Consider the following 17,692-nt stretch of genomic DNA (forward strand, 5'->3'; position numbering starts at 1 on the left):
GGGCGCGGCGCGATGACCGCAGGTCCCGGCGCGCCCGGCTCCGGCGCGGGCGAACCGGGGTCGCACCCGCCCGTCTCGCTGCCGCCCCTCGGGGTGCCGCCGCGCGGCACCTCGCTCGTGCTGCGCGGGCGCGAGCTCGACCGGCCCGCCGTGATGGCCATCGTCAACCGCACCGACGACTCCTTCTACGCCGGGGCGCGCCAGCTCGACGACCGCCAGGCGCTCGCCGCCGTCGAGCGCGCGGTCCGCGAGGGCGCCGAGATCCTCGACGTGGGCGGCGTGCGCGCCGGGGTCGGCCCGGAGGTCACCCCGGCGGAGGAGATCCGCCGCGTCGTCCCGTTCGTCGCCCGCGTGCGGTCGGAGTTCCCGGACCTCCTCGTCAGCGTGGACACGTGGCGGGCGGACGTCGCGCACGAGGCGGCGCTCGCGGGCGCGGACCTCGTCAACGACACGTGGGCCGGGCACGACCCGCGGCTCGTCGAGGTGGCCGGGCAGCACGGGATCGGGGTGGTGTGCTCCCACACCGGGGGAGCGCGGCCGCGCACGGACCCCGTCCGCGTCGCCTACCCTGCCCGCCCCGGAGCGGCCGACCCGCGCGACGGCGTCGTGCAGGACGTCGTGACGACGCTGCGGGCCGCGGCCGAGCGGGCGGTGTCGTGCGGCGTCCCGCGCGCGTCGGTGCTCGTCGACCCGACCCACGACTTCGGCAAGAACACGTGGCACTCGCTGCACCTGCTCCGCCGCACCGAGGTGCTCGCGGGGCTCGGCTTCCCGCTCCTCATGGCCCTGTCGCGCAAGGACTTCGTGGGGGAGACGCTCGACCTCCCGGCCGACGAGCGACTCGAGGGCACGCTCGCGGCGACGGCGGTCGCCGCGTGGCTCGGCGCGCGCGTCTTCCGCGCGCACGACGTGGCGGCGACGCGCCGCGTCCTCGACCTGGTCTCCGCCGTCCGCGACGAGACGGCCCCGGCAGCGGCCCTGCGGGGCCTGGCGTGACGACGCCGCGCACGGCCGCCCTTCCCGCGGCGCGGGCGCGGCTGCTGCGGCCCGCCACCTGGCGGTGGTGGGTGCAGGTGCTCGTGGTCTACGCCCTGGCTCGGGCGGTGAGCGCCGTCGTGCTGCTCGTCGCCGCGCGGTCCCAGGAGCAGAACCTGTGGACCGACGCCGCGCCCTCGTACCTCGCCTACGTCGGTCGGATGTGGGACGCGAGCTGGTACGAGCAGATCTACTCCTCCGGCTACCCGGACACGCTCCCCGTGGGCCCCGACGGCGCCGTGCAGCAGAACGTGTGGGCCTTCTTCCCGCTCTTCCCCGCGCTCGTCCGCGCGCTCGACGCCGTCACGGGGCTCGGCTGGGAGGTGCTCGCACCGACGCTCGCGCTCGCGTGCGGGGCGGGCGCGGTGCTCGTCGTCCATCGGCTCGTCGCGACGGCCGGGGCGGCCGCCGTCGAGCGGCGCCCGGGCCTGCCGCTCGCGACGGTGCTGCTCGTCAGCGTCTTCCCCTCCAGCCCGGTCCTCCAGGTCGCGTACACCGAGTCGCTCGCCCTGCTCCTCGTGGCCGGTGCGCTGCTCCTGCTCGCGCGGCGCCGCTACGCGGGGGCGGCGCTCCTCGTCGTGCTCCTCGGTTTCTGCCGCGCGGTCGCGCTGCCGATGGCGGCGGTCGTGCTGTGGCACGGCTTCGTGCGGTGGCGCCGCGGTGACCTGCGCGGGCCCGACGCCGCCCGGCTGGGCGGGCTGCTCGTCGTCGCCCTCGCGAGCGGGCTCGTGTGGCCCTGGCTGTGCGGCGCGGTCACGGGCGTGCACCAGGCGTACTTCCGCACCCAGGAGGCCTGGCGCGGCGGCGCGGAGGTCGTGCCGTTCGTGCCGTGGGTGGACGTCTCGCGGTGGCTCGCGGGCGACGCCGGCCCGTGGCTCCTCGCGCTCGTGCTCGTGGTGGCCGCCGCGCTCGTGCTCAACCCGGTGGCGGCGCGTCTCGGCCCGGAGATGCACGCGTGGTCCGGGGCGTACCTGGCGTACCTCGTGGCGACCGTCCAGCCGGGTACGTCGCTCGTGCGCTTCCTCCTGCTCGCGTTCCCGCTCGGCGCGGTGACGGCCGGGTGGACGCGGTCGCGCGCGTGGCTCGCGGCGGTGACCGTCGCGTGCGTCGCGGGCCAGGTGTGGTGGGTCTGGTCGCTGTGGCGGCTGGTCCCGCCGTCGGGCTGGCCGCCGTGACCGGGACGCCCGGGATGTCGGCACGCGTGAACTAGACTGTCCCCCGGGCGTCGTCCGAGGTCGGACGCCCCTCCTCGCGCGTGCGGGGTGGACTCGGGACAAACGGAAATGGAGTGCCATCGATGGCTGCGATGAAGCCGCGGACGGGTGACGGACCGCTGGAGGTCACCAAGGAAGGGCGAGGCATCGTCATGCGGGTCCCGCTCGAGGGTGGCGGGCGTCTGGTGGTCGAGCTCAACGCGACCGAGGCCAGCGAGCTGGGTGAGGCGCTCCAGGCCGTGGTGGGCTGATTGCCCGCACGTGAGCGCCGGGTCTCCGGAACCTCGGAGATCCCGCGCGCGCTGCCGGAGGTGGTCGGTGCACGGGGCGCGCTGAGCGACGCCCCGCTCGTCGACGAGGCACAGGCCGACGCGGTCGTGGTCGCCGTCGCGCCGCCGCGCGAGGCGGAGGACGGGCTGCAGCCGCGCGCCGGCACGGTCGACGCGACCCTGCGGTACGGCGTCGACCTCGCCGAGCTGGCCGAGCGTGCGGGCGGCCCGGGCTTCCGCGGCGCGGCCGGCGAGGTCGTGCGCGTGGACCTGCCGCGCGCGCACGTCGGGTCCACGACCCGGCTGCCGTGGGCGGGCCTGCCGCCCCGCCTCCTGCTGCTCGGCGTGGGCGCCGGCACCGCGACGGACCTGCGCCGCGCCGGTGCCGCGCTGGCCCGTGCGTCCCGCGGCCTCGATCGGGTCGTGAGCGCCGTGACCGCGGACGCCGGGGCGGCCGAGGTCCGCGCCTACGTCGAGGGCTACCTGCTCGCCGCGTACGCCCAGCCGCGTCGCGGCGACGCGCCCGCCGGCGCGCAGGACGCCGCCGCGCAGCTCGTGCTGCTCACGCCGCCCGACCGTCCCGACGTGGCGGCACCGATCGAGGCGGCGACCCGCGCGGCCGCCGCGACGTGGCTCGTGCGCGACCTCGCGAACACGCCGTCCGACGTCAAGGACCCGGCCTGGTTCGCCGACCGCGCCCTCGGGCTGGCCGACGCGCTCGGCCTCGACACCACCGTCCGCGGCCCCGCCGAGCTCGCCGCCGACGGCTTCGGCGCGCTCCTCGCCGTGGGCGCCGGCTCGGCGCGCGGGCCCCGGCTCGTCACCGTCACGTACGACCCCGCGGACCACGGCGTGACCCCGGCGACGGACCGCTCCGCGCCGCGGCACGTGGTCGTCGTCGGCAAGGGCATCACCTACGACACGGGGGGCCTGTCCATCAAGCCGCGCGAGGCGATGGTGCCCATGAAGACCGACATGGCGGGCGCCGCCGTCGCGCTCGCCGTCGTGCTCGGGGCCGCCCGGGCCCGCTCGGACCGGCGCGTCACCGCCGTGCTGCCGCTCGCGGAGAACCACGTCGGCGCGGCGTCGTACCGTCCCGGTGACGTGCTGCGCACGTGGTCGGGGCGCACGGTCGAGGTCGCGAACACGGACGCCGAGGGCCGGCTCGTCCTCGCCGACGCCGTCGGGTACGCCGTGCAGGAGCTCGCTCCCGACGTGCTCGTCGACGTCGCGACGCTCACCGGCGCGGCGAGCGTGGGCCTGGGTCGTGGCCACGGAGCCCTGTTCGCCACCGACGACGGGGTCGCCGACGTGCTCCAGGACGCCGCCCGCACGACGGGCGAGCAGGTGTGGCGCATGCCGCTCGTCGAGGACTACGCGGGTGCGCTGCGCTCCGACGTCGCCGACCTGCGGCACGTCCCTGTCGAGAGCCCCGGCGGTGGGGCCATCACGGCCGCGCTGTTCCTGCGGGAGTTCGTGGGCGACGTGCCCTGGGCCCACCTCGACGTCGCGGGACCGGCGCGCGCTACAGCCGACCGGCACGAGGTCGTGGCCGGGGCGACGGGCTTCGGTGCCCGGCTGCTGCTCGAGGCGCTCGACCGGCTCTGATCTCGGCCGGCTCTGACCTCGGCCGGCTCTGACGCGGCGGGTCAGCGGCGGACGGCGAGCAGGAGGCCGTCGCCGCTGGGCAGCAGCGCCGGCAGCACGCGCTCGTCGGACCGGAGCGACCGGCCGACCTCGCGCACGATCGTCGTGACCTCGTCGCGCCGTGCGGGGTCGGCGACGCGGTCGTGCGAGAGCGCGCCGTCGACCGCCAGCACGCCGCCGGGCCGCAGGAGGCGCAGCCCCTGCTCCACGTACTCGGGGTAGCTGTGCTTGTCGGCCCCGACGAGGACGAGGTCGTACGCGCCGTCGGTGAGGCGGGGGAGCACGTCGCTCGCGCGGCCCGGGATCGTGCGCGTGCGGGACGCGGGCACGCCCTCCTCCGCGAACGCCGCCTTCGCCGCGCGCTGGTGCTCGACCTCGACGTCGATCGTCGTCAGCACGCCGTCGGCGGGCATGCCGCGCAGGAGCCAGATCGAGGCGACGCCCGTGCCCGTGCCGATCTCGACGACCGCGCGGGCCGCGAGGGACGCGGCCAGGACCTGGAGCACGGCCCCGACGCCCGGGAGGACCGCGGGGCAGCCGAGCTCGGCCGCGCGGTCGCGCGCCCGCAGGAGGACCTCGTCCTCGGGGACGAACTCCTCGCTGTACACCCAGCTCGCCGCCTTGGCGCTGCGGTGGGTGCCGACGTCGCTGGTGATCAGGTCCTCCTGGTGGTCCGTCGTCCGGCCCCGGGGGCCGGGCCGGCACTGTCTCGGATCGTACCCGCCCCCTCCCACGCCGGCCCGTTCCCGCGCCGCGTGCGTGTGCACGGGCCGTGGACGTCGCGCGCACGTCCCGCGCGAGCCGGGGAACACGCGCCGAGGGCGGGACGTTCTTCTGGGACGATGGACCACGTGGACGACGCACGACCGAGGACCAGCACGCACGGCCAGCAGGACGCGGGCACGTGGGTGCCGCCGTCGTGGGACTCGATCGTGCGCGAGCACTCGGCGCGGGTCTACCGGCTCGCCTACCGCCTCACCGGCAACCGTCAGGACGCGGAGGACCTCACGCAGGAGACGTTCGTCCGGGTGTTCCGCTCGCTGTCGAGCTACACCCCGGGCACGTTCGAGGGCTGGCTCCACCGGATCACGACGAACCTGTTCCTCGACCAGGTCCGGCGCAAGCAGCGCATCCGGATGGAGGCCATGGGCGACGACGACGGGCACTACCCGGCGCGCGCCGAGGCCCAGCCGGAGCGCGGGTTCGAGCACGCGAACCTCGACCACGACGTGCAGCGCGCGCTCGACGCGCTCTCGCCCGAGTACCGGGCCGCCGTCGTGCTGTGCGACATCGAGGGCCTCTCCTACGAGGAGATCGCCGTCACGCTCGGCATCAAGCTCGGCACGGTCCGCTCGCGGATCCACCGCGCGCGCTCCCAGCTCCGCGCCGCCCTGCCGCACCGCGACCCCGCCGAGCGTCCGGCGTCGGACGACGCACCGACCGCCGTGGGCGCGCGGGGGGCGGCGTGACCCATCTCGGCTCGCGGCTCTCCGCGCTCGTCGACGGGCAGCTGTCGCCCGCCGAGGCGGAGCGCGCCCTGGAGCACGTGGCGTGCTGCCCGCGGTGCGCGGCGGAGCTCTCCGCGGCCCGGGCGGCCCGGCGCGCGCTGAGCGCGGCCGGGCCGGTGGAGCCGGCGCCGGACCTCGCCGCGCGCCTGCTCGCGCTGTCCGCCCAGATCCCGCCGACGGACGGCGACCCGCTGCGCGCGGCGCCCGCGCCGAGCGACCCCTGGGCCACGCCCGCGACGCTCCCGCGCGGCGCGTGGAGCGGCGAGGTGCGCCGCGGCTCGCTCCGGCGGCGGGTCGTCGGTCTCGTCGTCGGCGGCGTCGGCGTCGCGGCGGTCGGCCTCTTCGCGCTCGGGGAGAGCCCGCTCGTCACGCCGGACCTGCACCGCAGCGACCCGCTCACCGTGCTCGCGCAGGCCGCGCCCCGGGCCACGGGCGCGCTCGTCGTCGGCGGCGCGCGGACCGACGGCCTGGACGGCGGGTCGGGCGGGGGGACGGTCGCCGACGGCGGCGCGTCCGCCCTCGCGGCGCTCGCCGCGCAGGGCTGGACCTGCCCGACGCCGCTCCCCGAGGGATTCCGCGTGGCCGACGTGCGGGACGACGCGCGGCGCGGCGTGCTGGAGATCGACCTCGAGGCGCCGGGCGGGGAGGCGGTCGTGCGCGAGCAGACCGGCCTGCTGGACACGTCGGCGCTCGCGGGCGGCGAGACGTGGGACGTCGACGGGCGCCGCGTGCACGTGCTGTCCGAGGCCCCGTGGCACGTCGTGTGGCAGTCGGGTGACACGGTGATCGACGTCGTCGCCGACACCGAGCAGGAGACGGTCGCCGCCCTCGTGGCGGCGTTCCCGGCCCGTGACTACGATGCCGGGGTCCCGGCGCGCATCTCCCGGGGCTGGACGACCATGACAGGAGCGCTCGGCACCTCATGACCGACCCCCAGACCGGACCGGAGCAGCCCGGTCCGCGCGACGCCGCGCCGAACCCGTTCGCGCCGCCGTCGGCCTACCGCAGCGTGCCCGTCCCGCCGTCCGCCGAGGCGCCACGGCTCACCGAGGGCGCTGCGTCGGGCCACGCCGCGCCCGCGTACGGTCCGGGACCGGTCCCGCCGCCGCCTGCGGTGCCCGCGCCTGCGGAACCCTCGACCGCGGCGCCCACGGACCCCTGGGAGCGGCTGAGCGCGTTCGGCCAGCCCGAGGCGCCGACGCGCCCGGGCGGGTCCGTCGACCCGACCCTCGTGGGCGTGCCCCGCGGACCCGCCGGCACCGCCCCGCGACGCGGCCTGCGCCCGGCCGCCGTCGCGGGCGTCGCGGTGCTCGCGCTCGTCGCGGGCGCCGTCGGCGGCGTCGCGGCCGACCGCCTCGCCGACCCGCAGCCCTCCGGCTCGTCCGTCTCGGCGCTGCCGCCCGCGAGCGTCGAGCCCGGCGCGGACCGCCCCGACGGCTCGGTGGCGGACATCGCGGCGACCGTGCTGCCCAGCGTCGTCTCGCTCCAGGTCCGCGGGGCCGACGGCGTCGCGACCGGATCGGGCTTCGTGCTGCGGGAGGACGGCTTCATCCTCACGAACAACCACGTCGTCGCGTCGGCCGCCGACGGCGGCGACATAGTCGTGCTCTTCTCCGACGGGCACGAGAGCCCGGCCGAGCTCGTCGGGCGGACGGTCGACTACGACCTCGCGGTCGTCAAGGTCGAGGACTCGGGCCTCACGCCGCTCGCGCTCGGCGACTCCGACGAGGTGGTCGTCGGGGACCCGGTGGTGGCCATCGGCGCGCCGCTCGGGCTCAACGGGACCGTGACCACGGGGATCATCAGCGCGCTCAACCGCCCGGTCCAGGCGGGTGCCGCGGCGGAGACGGCGTTCATCAACGCGATCCAGACGGACGCCGCGATCAACCCCGGCAACTCCGGCGGCCCGCTCGTCGACGGCCGGGGCCAGGTGGTCGGCATCAACTCGGCCATCGCGCAGCCGCCGGGGAGCGGCGAGGCCACCGGGAGCATCGGGCTCGGGTTCGCCATCCCGTCGAACCAGGCCCGCCGGACCGCCGAGCAGCTCATCGCCGACGGCGTCGCGACGTACCCGGTGATCGGCGTGCTCCTCGACCAGCGCTACCAGGGCGAGGGCGTGCAGGTCTCGACCGACGCGCAGTCCGGGACGCCCGCGGTGACGCCCGACGGCCCGGCGGGCGCCGCCGGGATCCGGCCGGGAGACGTGATCCTGTCCATCGACGGCCGGCCCGTCACCGAGTCGGACGAGCTCATCGTCGCGATCCGGGCGAAGGCGCCGGGGGACGCGGTGACCCTGCGTGTGCGGACCGGCGACCAGGAGCGCGACGTGCGCGTCGTCCTCGACGAGGCCACGAGCGAGTAGTCTGTCGGCGTGTTCGGGATCAACGGAGCCGAGTTCGTCGTGCTCCTCATCGTGGCGGTCGTCGTCATCGGTCCCGAGCGCCTGCCGCGCTACGCCGAGCAGCTCGGGGCGTTCGTACGGTCCGCGCGGGGCTACCTGCGTGACGCGAAGTCGCGCGTGGACGCGGAGCTCGGCGAGGAGCTGTCGGACGTCGACTGGGCCAAGCTCGACCCGCGCCAGTACGACCCGCGCCGGATCGTCCGCGAGGCCCTCCTGGACGACGACCCCCTGCCCGAGCGCGTCTCCCCGCCCCGCCCGTCCGCACCCGTCGCGCCGACGGGGCCCGCCCCGTTCGACGACGAGGCCACCTGACCCCGTCGTCCGACCGCGGTACGACGGCGATTCGTTCCGGCGCCCGAGCACCTGTCAGAATGGGGCAATGTCCATCGAGGCGACGCACATCGGTCCGGCACCGGTCCCGGAGACCACGCAGGAGCCCGGGAGCCCGACGGGCACCCGGCCACGGATCCTCTCGGGCATGCAGCCCACCGAGGACTCGCTGCAGCTCGGGAACTACATCGGTGCGCTGCGCCAGTGGGTCTCCCTCCAGGACGCGTACGACGCCCTGTACTGCGTCGTCGACCTCCACGCGCTGACGGTCAACCCGGACCCGGAGCGGCTCCGCGAGCGCACCCGCCGCACGGCCGCCCAGTACCTCGCCGGCGGCGTGGACCCGGACCGCTCGGCGCTGTTCGTCCAGTCGCACGTGCCGCAGCACGCCGAGCTGTCGTGGGTGCTGTCGTGCCAGACGGGCTTCGGCGAGGCGGGCCGCATGACCCAGTTCAAGGACAAGTCCGCGAAGCAGGGCGCCGACGGCACGACCGTCGGGCTGTTCACGTACCCCGTGCTCATGGCGGCCGACATCCTGCTCTACGACGCGGCGCTCGTGCCGGTCGGCGAGGACCAGCGCCAGCACCTCGAGCTCACCCGCGACCTCGCGGAGCGGCTCAACGCCCGCTTCGGCGACGGGACCGCCGTCGTGCCGGAGGCCCACATCGTCCGGTCGGTCGCGAAGATCTACGACCTCCAGGAGCCGACGGCGAAGATGAGCAAGTCCTCGTCCAACGGCAAGGGCGTCATCTGGCTGCTCGACGACCCGAAGGTCGCCGCCAAGCGGATCCGGTCGGCTGCGACCGACTCCGGCACGGAGATCCGCTACGACCCGGTCGCCAAGCCCGGCGTGTCGAACCTGCTGACCATCTACTCGGCGCTCACGGGGCGGGACGTCGAGGCGATCGCCGCCGAGTACGACGGCCAGGGCTACGGGCGCCTCAAGGTGGACCTGGCGGACGTCGTCGTCGACTTCCTCGTGCCGTTCCAGGAGCGCGCGAACACCTACCTGGCGGACCCGGCCGAGCTCGACGCGGTGCTCGCGCGCGGCGCGCAGAAGGCCCGCGAGATCGCGGCCGGCACGCTCGCCCGCGTCTACGACCGCGTCGGCCTGCTGCCCGTGGGCGGGACGACCGCGTGAACCTCCCGGAGCGCGAGCCCCACCAGGTGCGGATCGGCATCGCGATCGAGGTGCCCGAGCCGTTCGCGACGCAGCTCCAGGACGCGCGCGCACGGTTCGGCGACCCGCTCGCGCGGTCGATCCCGCCGCACGTGACGCTCCTCGGCCCGACGGTCCTGGACCGCACCGCGCTCGACACGGCGCGCGCGCACCTGGCCGAGGTCGCGTCGACCGCGGCGCCGTTCCGCCTCCACCTGCGGGGGAGCGCGACGTTCCGGCCCGTCTCGCCCGTGGTGTTCGTCCAGGTGGTCGAGGGCATCGCGGAGTGCGAGCACCTCGAGAGCGCGATCCGCACCGGCCCGCTCGCCCAGGATCTGCGGTTCAACTACCACCCGCACGTGACCGTCGCGCACGAGGTGCCCGAGGCCGCGCTCGACGCGGCGTTCGACCAGATGGCGACCTACGACGCGCAGTTCGACGTCGCCGGCTTCTCGCTCTACGAGCACGGGGACGACGGCGTCTGGCGCCCCGAGCAGGTGTTCCCCCTCGGCGCGGATGCCGCGGGAGCGACCGTCTCGTAGCGTTCGGGGCGTGACGTCGCCCCGCCCCGCCGCCCCGCGCACGCGCGCGCGGGTGGACGCGCTCGTCGAGCGCTGGAAGGACAGCCGGCCCGGCCGCGCGACCTACCGCTACCTGTACGCGCGCGGCGCGCTCCTGTGCGGCGGCATCGCGTACTCCGCGCTGTTCTCGCTGTTCGCCGCGCTGACGATCGGCTACACCGTCTTCATGCGGGTCCTGGGCGGCCGCCAGGAGCTCATGGACGTCGTCTTCGGGGAGATCAACGAGCTCGTCCCCGGGCTCATCGCCCTCGACGGCCAGCCGGGCGCCATCCGGCCCGACCAGCTCCTGCTGGACTCCGGGCTCAGCGTCACGAGCGTCGTCGCGGGCGTGGTGCTGCTCTTCTCCGTCGTGTCGTTCATGTACCACCTGCGCGGCGCCGTGCGGACCATGTTCGGCGTGAGCGACGTCGGCCAGAGCCCCGTGCTCGCCCGGGCGCGCGCCCTCCTCGGGTTCTTCCTCCTCGCGCTGTTCCTCCTCGTCTCCGCCGTCGCCGGCATCGCCGTCACGTCCCTCGGCAACCAGCTCCTCGAGGCGATCGGGCTCTCCGGCGGGCCCGCCGTCCTCGTGACCGGTGCGGGCCTCGTCGTGAGCGTCCTGCTCGACGCGCTCGTCGTGGTCGTCGTCGTGCGGCTCCTCGCCGGGGTGCGGGTCCGACGCCGCGACCTCCTCGTCGGCTCGCTCACCGCCGCCGTCGGGTTCGGCGTGCTCCGCTACCTCGGGTCGTCGTTCGTCGAGAGCAGCGCCACGCGGAACGCCCTCCTGGCGTCGTTCGCCGTCCTCGTGACGCTGCTGCTCCTCGTCAACTTCACCGCGCGCATCCTCCTGGCCGTGTGCGCGTGGATGGCGAACCCGCCGCGCCCGCCCGACCCGGTGCCCGACGGCGCCCGGCACGCGCGCGACGGCCGTCCCGAGCTGCCCGTGCTCGACGGCGACCGGACGACCGACGGCCGTCACCTGCGGGCGCCGCACCACGCCGTCGAGAGCACGCGCGACCACGTCGAGGACAGACGTGACGCTGCCGAGGGCGCGCGTGACGCCGTCGTCCCGTCGACCGAGGAGCACGTCCGCGCCGGTCACGGGTCGCACCGCCCGTGGAGCCCGGTGGTCCGTGGTGTCCGCCGGGCCCGCCGTCCGCGCGGGACGTGACCGTCGCGCTCGGGCGGTAGGTCGAGATCGGCACGCGCTGCCGAGATCGGCACGTGCGGCTGCCGATCTCAGCCGCAGATGCCGATCTCGGTCGGGACTGCCGATCGCGGCCGTGACCGCTGGTCGCGGTGCGGGGCGCGTGGGCGCGGCGTCACCGGGGCACGACGAAGGGCGCCGACCGTGCGGTCGGCGCCCTTCGTGGCGGTGCGGGGAGCGTCAGAACGCGCGGGTGATCATCGCGCGCTTGACCTCCTGGATCGCCTTCGTGACCTCGATGCCGCGCGGGCAGGCCTCGGTGCAGTTGAAGGTCGTGCGGCAGCGCCACACGCCCTCCTTGTCGTTGAGGATCTCCAGGCGCTGCGTGGCGCCCTCGTCGCGGCTGTCGAAGATGAAGCGGTGCGCGTTGACGATGGCGGCGGGGCCGAAGTACTGGCCGTCGGTCCAGAACACCGGGCAGGACGACGTGCACGCGGCGCACAGGATGCACTTGGTGGTGTCGTCGAAGCGCTCGCGCTGCGCGGCCGACTGGAGGCGCTCCTTGCTCGGCTCGTTCCCGGACGTGATGAGGAACGGCATGATCTCGCGGTACGACGCGAAGAACGGCTCCATGTCCACGACGAGGTCCTTGACCACGGGCAGGCCCTTGATGGGCTCGACCGTGATCGGCTTGTCGGGGTTGACGTCCTTGAGGAGCGTCTTGCACGCGAGCCGGTTGCGGCCGTTGATGCGCATCGCGTCCGAGCCGCACACGCCGTGCGCGCACGAGCGGCGGAACGTCAGGGAGCCGTCGTGCTCCCACTTGATCTTGTGCAGCGCGTCGAGGACGCGGTCGGTGCCGTGCGCCTGGACGGTGAACTCGTCCCAGTACGCCTCCTCGCCGTGCTCCGACTCCGGGGAGTAGCGGCGGACGCGGAGCGTGACCTCGAACGAGGGGATCTCCCCGGCCTTGGGCTCGGTGGCCGGGCTCTCGAGTGTGGCAGTCATCAGTACTTCCGCTCCATGGGCTCGTACCGGGTCTGGGTGACGGGCTTGGAGCCCAGGGCGACCTTGTAGCCGTCGAACTGCTCGACGTGGTCGAAGTAGCCCGCGACGTGCCCGTCGGCGACGTCGCTGGCGGACGTCGGACGGCGGTAGGCCATCGTGTGCAGCATGTAGTTGGTGTCGTCGCGGTCCGGGAAGTCCTCGCGGTAGTGGCCGCCGCGGGACTCCTTGCGGTTGATCGCCGCGACCACGGTGACCTCGGCGATGTCGAGGAGGAACCCGAGCTCGATCGCCTCGAGGAGGTCGGTGTTGAACAGGCGGCCCTTGTCCTGCACCGACACGTTCTTGTAGCGCTTCTGCAGGTCGCGGATGTCCGCGAGGGCCTGGTTGAGCGACTCGCCCGTGCGGAACACCTGGGCGTTGGCGTCCATCGTCTCCTGGAGCGCCTTGCGGACGTCGGCGACGCGCTCGCCGTCGGGACGGTTGCGCATCTCCTCGAGCTGCGCGACGACGGCCGCGGCGGGGTTCTCCGGGAGCTCGCTGTACGACGCGGTCGCGGCGTAGGCGGCGGCCGTGCGGCCGGCGCGCTTGCCGAAGACGTTGATGTCGAGCAGCGAGTTGGTGCCGAGACGGTTGGAGCCGTGCACGCTGACGCACGCGACCTCACCGGCGGCGTAGAGGCCCTTGACGACGTTGTGGCTGTCGCGCAGCACCTCGGCGTCGACGTTCGTCGGGATGCCGCCCATCGCGTAGTGCGCCGTGGGGTACACGGGCACGGGCTCGGTGTACGGCTCGATCCCGAGGTAGGTCCGGGCGAACTCGGTGATGTCGGGGAGCTTGGCGTCGATGTGCGCGGGCTCGAGGTGCGTGAGGTCGAGCAGGACGTAGTCCTTGTTCGGCCCGGCGCCGCGGCCCTCGCGGACCTCGTTCGCCATGGACCGGGCGACGATGTCGCGCGGCGCGAGGTCCTTGATGGTGGGGGCGTAGCGCTCCATGAAGCGCTCGCCGTCCGCGTTGCGCAGGATGCCGCCCTCGCCGCGGGCGGCCTCCGACAGGAGGATGCCGAGGCCCGCGAGGCCGGTCGGGTGGAACTGGAAGAACTCCATGTCCTCGAGCGGCAGGCCGCGGCGGTAGGCCAGGGCCATGCCGTCGCCCGTGAGCGTGTGCGCGTTGGACGTCGTCTTGAAGATCTTGCCCGCGCCACCGGTGGCGAAGATGATCGCCTTCGCCTGGAAGACGTGGATCTCGCCCGAGGCGAGGTCGTAGGCGACGACGCCGGTCGCGGTGACCGTCTCGTCGTCGGGGATCTCGCCCGCGGAGAGGTCGTGGTCGGTGATGAGGTCGAGGACGTAGAACTCGTTGAAGAACTCGACGTCCTGCTTGACGCACTGCTGGTAGAGCGTCTGGAGGATCATGTGACCGGTGCGGTCCGCGGCGTAGCACGAGCGGCGCACCGCGGCCTCGCCGTGGTTGCGGGTGTGCCCGCCGAACCGGCGCTGGTCGATGCGGCCCTCGGGCGTGCGGTTGAACGGCAGGCCCATGCGCTCGAGGTCGAGGACGGCGTCGATGGCCTCCTTGGCCATGATCTCCGCGGCGTCCTGGTCGACGAGGTAGTCGCCGCCCTTGACCGTGTCGAACGTGTGCCACTCCCAGTTGTCCTCCTCCACGTTCGCGAGCGCGGCGCACATGCCGCCCTGCGCGGCGCCCGTGTGCGAGCGCGTGGGGTAGAGCTTGGAGATGACGGCCGTCCGGACCTTGCCGGACGACTCCAGCGCCGCGCGCATCCCGGCGCCGCCTGCGCCGACGATGACGACGTCGTACTGATGGGTTTGCATCGGGGTCGATGCCTCCTGGGAGAGAGCCGGGTGGAGCGAGAGGAAGACGGGGGCGTGCGGTGGTGCGGTGCTCAGGCCGTGCAGAACGACGCGAGCAGCTCGGCCGGGGCGTTCGCGGGGCAGGGCTCGAACGTGAAGATCACGAGGGTGCCGAGGACCGTGACGATCGTGAAGGCGAGGTACAGCGCGAGCTTGAGGACGAGGCGAGTGCCGTCACGCTCGGCGTAGTCGTTGATGATCGTGCGGACGCCGTTGGTGCCGTGGAACATGGCGAGCCACAGCATGAGCAGGTCCCAGATCTGCCAGAACGGCGAGGCCCACTTGCCGGCGACGAAGCCGAAGTCGATCGCGTGCACGCCCTCGCCGACCATGAGGTTGACGAACAGGTGCCCGAAGATGAGGACGATCAGCACGACGCCGGAGGCGCGCATGAAGATCCAGCTGTACAGCTCGTAGTTGCTGCGCGTGGCCTTGCGGCGCTTGTACGGGTCGCGCGGGCTCGCGACCTCGACCGTGGGTGCGGCGGCCATCAGTGCCCCCCTCCGAAGACGTTCATCAGGTGGCGCGGCAGGAACCCGGCCATCGTCACGACGAACAGGCCGACGACGACCCAGAGCATCGTGCGCTGGTACCGCGGGCCCTTGGACCAGAAGTCGACCAGGATGATGCGGATGCCGTTGAAGGCGTGGAAGACGATGGCCGCGACCAGGCCCGCCTCACCGATGCCCATGATCGGCGTCTGGTACGTCCCGATGACGGCGTTGTACGCCTCGGGCGAGACCCGCACGAGCGCCGTGTCGAGCACGTGCACGAGCAGGAAGAAGAAGATGAGCACGCCGGTCACGCGGTGCGCGACCCACGACCACATGCCTTCGCGGCCGCGGTAGAGCGTGCCGGCTGGTGCACTGGGCACTTTGGGGGCCTCCTGTGGCGAGATCAGGGGGAGATGTCACGTTCCGGCCGTGGTCCGGAACTCCCTCAGTCCGGACCCCGGGACCGTCGTCGGCATCGGTCTCAGGGCTTCCACCATAGTGACATCGACGTCATGATGCGGACCGCCGGGTGCGGCGGAACGGCCCCGTGCCGTGGGTTTGTGACTGATCCCACAGCCCGCGGGGGAACTGCGGCCCTCACTATGCTGGCCCTCATGGCCTCTTCGCCGCACGACTCCTCCGGCCCGTCCGGGTCGCCGATCCCCGGCTTCTTCGCCGTCGTCCCCGCGGGAGGCGCCGGCACCCGGCTGTGGCCGCTCTCGCGGGCGGGCTCCCCGAAGTTCCTGCTCGACCTCACCGGCTCGGGGCGCTCCCTGCTCCAGGCGACGGTCGACCGGCTCGTCCCGCTCGCGGGGGAGGAGGGCGTCGTGCTCGTCACGGGCGACCGGCACGTCGCGTCGGCGCGCACGCAGCTCCCGGGCCTGCCGGCCGAGAACGTGCTCGCGGAGCCGTCGCCCCGGGACTCGATGGCGGCCATCGGGCTCGCCGCGGCGGTGCTCGAGGAGCGGCACGGCGACGTCGTCGTCGGGTCGTTCGCCGCGGACCAGGTGATCACGGGTCGTGCCGCCTTCGAGTCCTCGGTGCGCGAGGCGGTGGAGGCGGCGCGCGCCGGGTACGTCGTGACGATCGGCATCGCGGCGTCGCGGCCGTCGACGGCGTTCGGGTACGTGCACAGCGGCGCCCCGCTCGGCGTCGCGGGCGCGCCGAGCGCGCAGCACGTGCGCGGCTTCACGGAGAAGCCGGACGCCGCGACCGCGCAGCGCTACCTCGCGTCCGGGGAGTACCGGTGGAACGCCGGCATGTTCATCGTGCGCTCGTCCGTGCTCCTCGGGCACCTCGCGGACCAGCGTCCCGAGCTCCACGACGGCCTGCGCGCGATCGCGGCCGCGTGGGACGGCCCCGACCGCGACCGCGTGCTCGCGGAGCGGTGGCCCGCGCTCGAGCGGATCGCGATCGACCACGCGGTGGCCGAGCCGGTCGCCGCGGTCGGGGGCGTCGCCGTCGTCCCCGGCACGTTCGGGTGGGACGACGTGGGCGACTTCAACTCCCTCGCCGCGCTCCTCCCGTCCGTCGACGGTGCCGGCTCCAAGGTGCTCGGCGACACGGGGCGCGTCGTGCGCCGCGAGAGCGCGGGCTCGGTCGTCGTGCCCGCGAGCGACCGGGTCGTGACGGTCCTCGGTCTCGACGACGTCGTCGTGGTCGACACCCCCGACGCGCTCCTCGTCACGACGCGGGCGCGCGCGCAGCAGGTGAAGTCGATGGTCGACACGGTGCGCGAGCTCGGGATGGACGAGCTCCTGTGAGCGCCGACGTGACCCTCGCCGCCCGCATCGGGGCCGCCGTCGCGTGCCACGTGGACGAGGTCGTGGCGATCCGCCGCGACATCCACGCCCACCCCGAGGTCTCGCGCGCCGAGACGCGCACCACGGCGCTGCTCGCCGACCGCCTGCGCGCGGCGGGCCTCGAGCCACGGCTCCTGCCGGGCACGGGGCTCGTGTGCGACGTCGGCCCGGAGCCGGGCACGACCGCCGCGGGCGTGCCCGACGGCGCGGCCGTCCCGGAGGGCCGCGTCGCACTGCGCGCGGACATCGACGCGCTGCCGCTGCAGGACCGCTGCGGCCTCCCGTGGGCGTCGACCGTGCCCGGCGTCGCGCACGCGTGCGGCCACGACGTGCACACGGCCGTCGTGCTCGGTGCCGGGCTCGTGCTCGCGGACCTGCACGCGCAGGGCGAGCTGCGCCGCGGCGTGCGGCTCGTGCTCCAGCCCGCCGAGGAGGTCCAGCCGGGCGGGTCGCTCGACGTCCTCGCGGCCGGGGCGATGGACGGGGTCGACGAGATCTACGCCGTGCACTGCGACCCGAAGGTCGACGTGGGTCGCATCGGCACGCGGATCGGCCCGATCACGTCGGCGTCCGACGAGGTCTCCGTGACGATCGCCTCCCCGGGCGGCCACACGTCGCGACCGCACCTGACCGGCGACGTGGTGTACGCGCTGGGCCAGGTCATCACGCAGGTCCCCGCGGTGCTCGGCCGTCGGCTGGACCCGCGCTCGGGCGTGAACCTCACGTGGGGCGCCGTCCACGCGGGCTCCGCGCACAACGCCATCCCGAGCACCGGGACGGTCCGCGGCACCCTGCGCTGCCTGGACGTGCGCGCGTGGGAGTTCGCGGGGCAGGTGCTGCACGACGCGGTGGAGCAGGTCGTCGCGCCGTACGAGGTCGAGGTGACCGTGCACCACACGCGGGGCGTCCCGCCCGTCGAGAACGACGAGCGCTGCACCGGCCTGCTCGAGGCTGCCGCGCGCGACGTCCTGGGCCCGGACAGCGTCGTGCTCACCGAGCAGTCGCTCGGGGGCGAGGACTTCGCCTGGTACCTGACGAAGGTGCCCGGGGCGATGGCCCGCCTCGGCACGCGGACGCCGGGCGGGCGCAGCTACGACATCCACCAGGGCGACCTCCAGGTGGACGAGCGCGCGATCGGCCTGGGCATGCGGCTTCTCGCGCGCGTCGCCGCGGGCCAGGACGGGTGAACCGGTCCCGACCCGTGGACAGGGGTGTGTCACGCCTCAGACGCAAAGTGACGCTTGCATAAC

Annotated in this window: 18 protein-coding genes; 13 read left to right on the forward strand and 5 right to left on the reverse strand. The window is 74.6% G+C overall.

Annotation, left to right across the window (positions count from 1 at the left end):
• The first annotated feature begins 12 nt into the window (after positions 1 to 12).
• The 4 genes from folP (at position 13) to GWJ10_RS01760 (ending at position 4,126) form a co-directional block, all read left to right on the forward strand.
• Positions 13 to 996 (forward strand): dihydropteroate synthase, encoded by a 984-nt coding sequence (gene folP / locus GWJ10_RS01745; protein WP_163184646.1) that lies wholly within the window; start codon positions 13 to 15, stop codon positions 994 to 996.
• A complete protein-coding gene (locus tag GWJ10_RS01750) occupies positions 993 to 2,210 on the forward strand; it encodes a hypothetical protein (protein ID WP_163184648.1) in 1,218 nt (405 codons plus the stop codon). Before folP ends, GWJ10_RS01750 begins: the two co-directional genes overlap by 4 nt.
• A gap of 122 nt (positions 2,211 to 2,332) precedes the next feature.
• Positions 2,333 to 2,500, forward strand: coding sequence for a DUF3117 domain-containing protein (locus tag GWJ10_RS01755; protein ID WP_064506638.1), 168 nt, complete (start codon positions 2,333 to 2,335; stop codon positions 2,498 to 2,500).
• A gap of 60 nt (positions 2,501 to 2,560) precedes the next feature.
• The gene (locus tag GWJ10_RS01760; protein WP_241005621.1) at positions 2,561 to 4,126 is read left to right on the forward strand and encodes a M17 family metallopeptidase; all 1,566 of its coding nucleotides are present in this window, start codon (positions 2,561 to 2,563) and stop codon (positions 4,124 to 4,126) included.
• A 41-nt stretch (positions 4,127 to 4,167) separates the two neighbouring features.
• Here GWJ10_RS01760 and GWJ10_RS01765 read toward each other — a convergent pair whose 3' ends face one another.
• Complete coding sequence (locus tag GWJ10_RS01765) at positions 4,168 to 4,821, reverse strand: O-methyltransferase (protein ID WP_061267694.1); 654 nt, start codon at positions 4,819 to 4,821, stop codon at positions 4,168 to 4,170.
• A 195-nt stretch (positions 4,822 to 5,016) separates the two neighbouring features.
• Here GWJ10_RS01765 and sigE point away from each other — a divergent pair, with 195 nt between their 5' ends.
• From sigE to GWJ10_RS01800, 7 genes are all read left to right on the forward strand, one after another.
• A complete protein-coding gene (sigE, locus tag GWJ10_RS01770) occupies positions 5,017 to 5,634 on the forward strand; it encodes an RNA polymerase sigma factor SigE (protein WP_241005622.1) in 618 nt (205 codons plus the stop codon).
• Positions 5,631 to 6,599 carry a zf-HC2 domain-containing protein gene (locus GWJ10_RS01775; protein ID WP_061267641.1) on the forward strand — a complete coding sequence of 323 codons (969 nt, stop codon included), beginning with the start codon at positions 5,631 to 5,633 and terminating at the stop codon, positions 6,597 to 6,599. The genes sigE and GWJ10_RS01775 overlap by 4 nt, the downstream gene beginning before the upstream one ends.
• A complete protein-coding gene (locus GWJ10_RS01780; protein ID WP_163184650.1) occupies positions 6,596 to 8,035 on the forward strand; it encodes a trypsin-like peptidase domain-containing protein in 1,440 nt (479 codons plus the stop codon). The genes GWJ10_RS01775 and GWJ10_RS01780 overlap by 4 nt, the downstream gene beginning before the upstream one ends.
• Positions 8,036 to 8,044: 9 nt before the next feature.
• Positions 8,045 to 8,386, forward strand: a complete 342-nt coding sequence (locus GWJ10_RS01785) for a twin-arginine translocase TatA/TatE family subunit (RefSeq protein WP_163184652.1) — start codon at positions 8,045 to 8,047, stop codon at positions 8,384 to 8,386.
• 67 nt (positions 8,387 to 8,453) lie between these two features.
• Positions 8,454 to 9,545: a tryptophan--tRNA ligase gene (trpS, locus tag GWJ10_RS01790; protein WP_076405236.1), complete on the forward strand. Its 1,092-nt coding sequence runs from the start codon at positions 8,454 to 8,456 to the stop codon at positions 9,543 to 9,545.
• On the forward strand, positions 9,542 to 10,105 hold the full coding sequence (locus GWJ10_RS01795; protein ID WP_061267643.1) for a 2'-5' RNA ligase family protein: 564 nt from the start codon (positions 9,542 to 9,544) through the stop codon (positions 10,103 to 10,105). Before trpS ends, GWJ10_RS01795 begins: the two co-directional genes overlap by 4 nt.
• 10 nt (positions 10,106 to 10,115) lie before the next feature.
• Positions 10,116 to 11,291, forward strand: a complete 1,176-nt coding sequence (locus tag GWJ10_RS01800) for a YhjD/YihY/BrkB family envelope integrity protein (protein ID WP_163184653.1) — start codon at positions 10,116 to 10,118, stop codon at positions 11,289 to 11,291.
• Between the two features lie 216 nt (positions 11,292 to 11,507).
• Here the strand turns inward: GWJ10_RS01800 and GWJ10_RS01805 are convergent, their stop codons facing one another.
• The 4 genes from GWJ10_RS01805 to sdhC all read right to left on the reverse strand — a co-directional run bounded on the left by GWJ10_RS01805 (position 11,508) and on the right by sdhC (position 15,020).
• The gene (locus GWJ10_RS01805) at positions 11,508 to 12,275 is read right to left on the reverse strand and encodes a succinate dehydrogenase iron-sulfur subunit (RefSeq protein ID WP_021481376.1); all 768 of its coding nucleotides are present in this window, start codon (positions 12,273 to 12,275) and stop codon (positions 11,508 to 11,510) included.
• On the reverse strand, positions 12,275 to 14,107 hold the full coding sequence (gene sdhA, locus GWJ10_RS01810; RefSeq protein ID WP_076405240.1) for a succinate dehydrogenase flavoprotein subunit: 1,833 nt from the start codon (positions 14,105 to 14,107) through the stop codon (positions 12,275 to 12,277). The genes GWJ10_RS01805 and sdhA overlap by 1 nt, the downstream gene beginning before the upstream one ends.
• A 71-nt stretch (positions 14,108 to 14,178) precedes the next feature.
• A complete protein-coding gene (locus GWJ10_RS01815; RefSeq protein ID WP_021481378.1) occupies positions 14,179 to 14,637 on the reverse strand; it encodes a succinate dehydrogenase hydrophobic membrane anchor subunit in 459 nt (152 codons plus the stop codon).
• The gene (gene sdhC, locus GWJ10_RS01820; protein WP_021481379.1) at positions 14,637 to 15,020 is read right to left on the reverse strand and encodes a succinate dehydrogenase, cytochrome b556 subunit; all 384 of its coding nucleotides are present in this window, start codon (positions 15,018 to 15,020) and stop codon (positions 14,637 to 14,639) included. The genes GWJ10_RS01815 and sdhC overlap by 1 nt, the downstream gene beginning before the upstream one ends.
• Positions 15,021 to 15,254: 234 nt before the next feature.
• Between sdhC and GWJ10_RS01825 the strand changes: the two genes are divergently transcribed.
• Together GWJ10_RS01825 and GWJ10_RS01830 are read left to right on the forward strand one after the other, a co-directional pair.
• Positions 15,255 to 16,403 carry a mannose-1-phosphate guanylyltransferase gene (locus tag GWJ10_RS01825; protein ID WP_061267646.1) on the forward strand — a complete coding sequence of 383 codons (1,149 nt, stop codon included), beginning with the start codon at positions 15,255 to 15,257 and terminating at the stop codon, positions 16,401 to 16,403.
• On the forward strand, positions 16,400 to 17,629 hold the full coding sequence (locus GWJ10_RS01830) for an amidohydrolase (RefSeq protein WP_163184655.1): 1,230 nt from the start codon (positions 16,400 to 16,402) through the stop codon (positions 17,627 to 17,629). The genes GWJ10_RS01825 and GWJ10_RS01830 overlap by 4 nt, the downstream gene beginning before the upstream one ends.
• Positions 17,630 to 17,692: the final 63 nt, after the last annotated feature.

The sequence above is a fragment of the Cellulosimicrobium sp. SL-1 genome (assembly GCF_011033075.1).
Lineage (GTDB): Bacteria > Actinomycetota > Actinomycetes > Actinomycetales > Cellulomonadaceae > Cellulosimicrobium > Cellulosimicrobium funkei.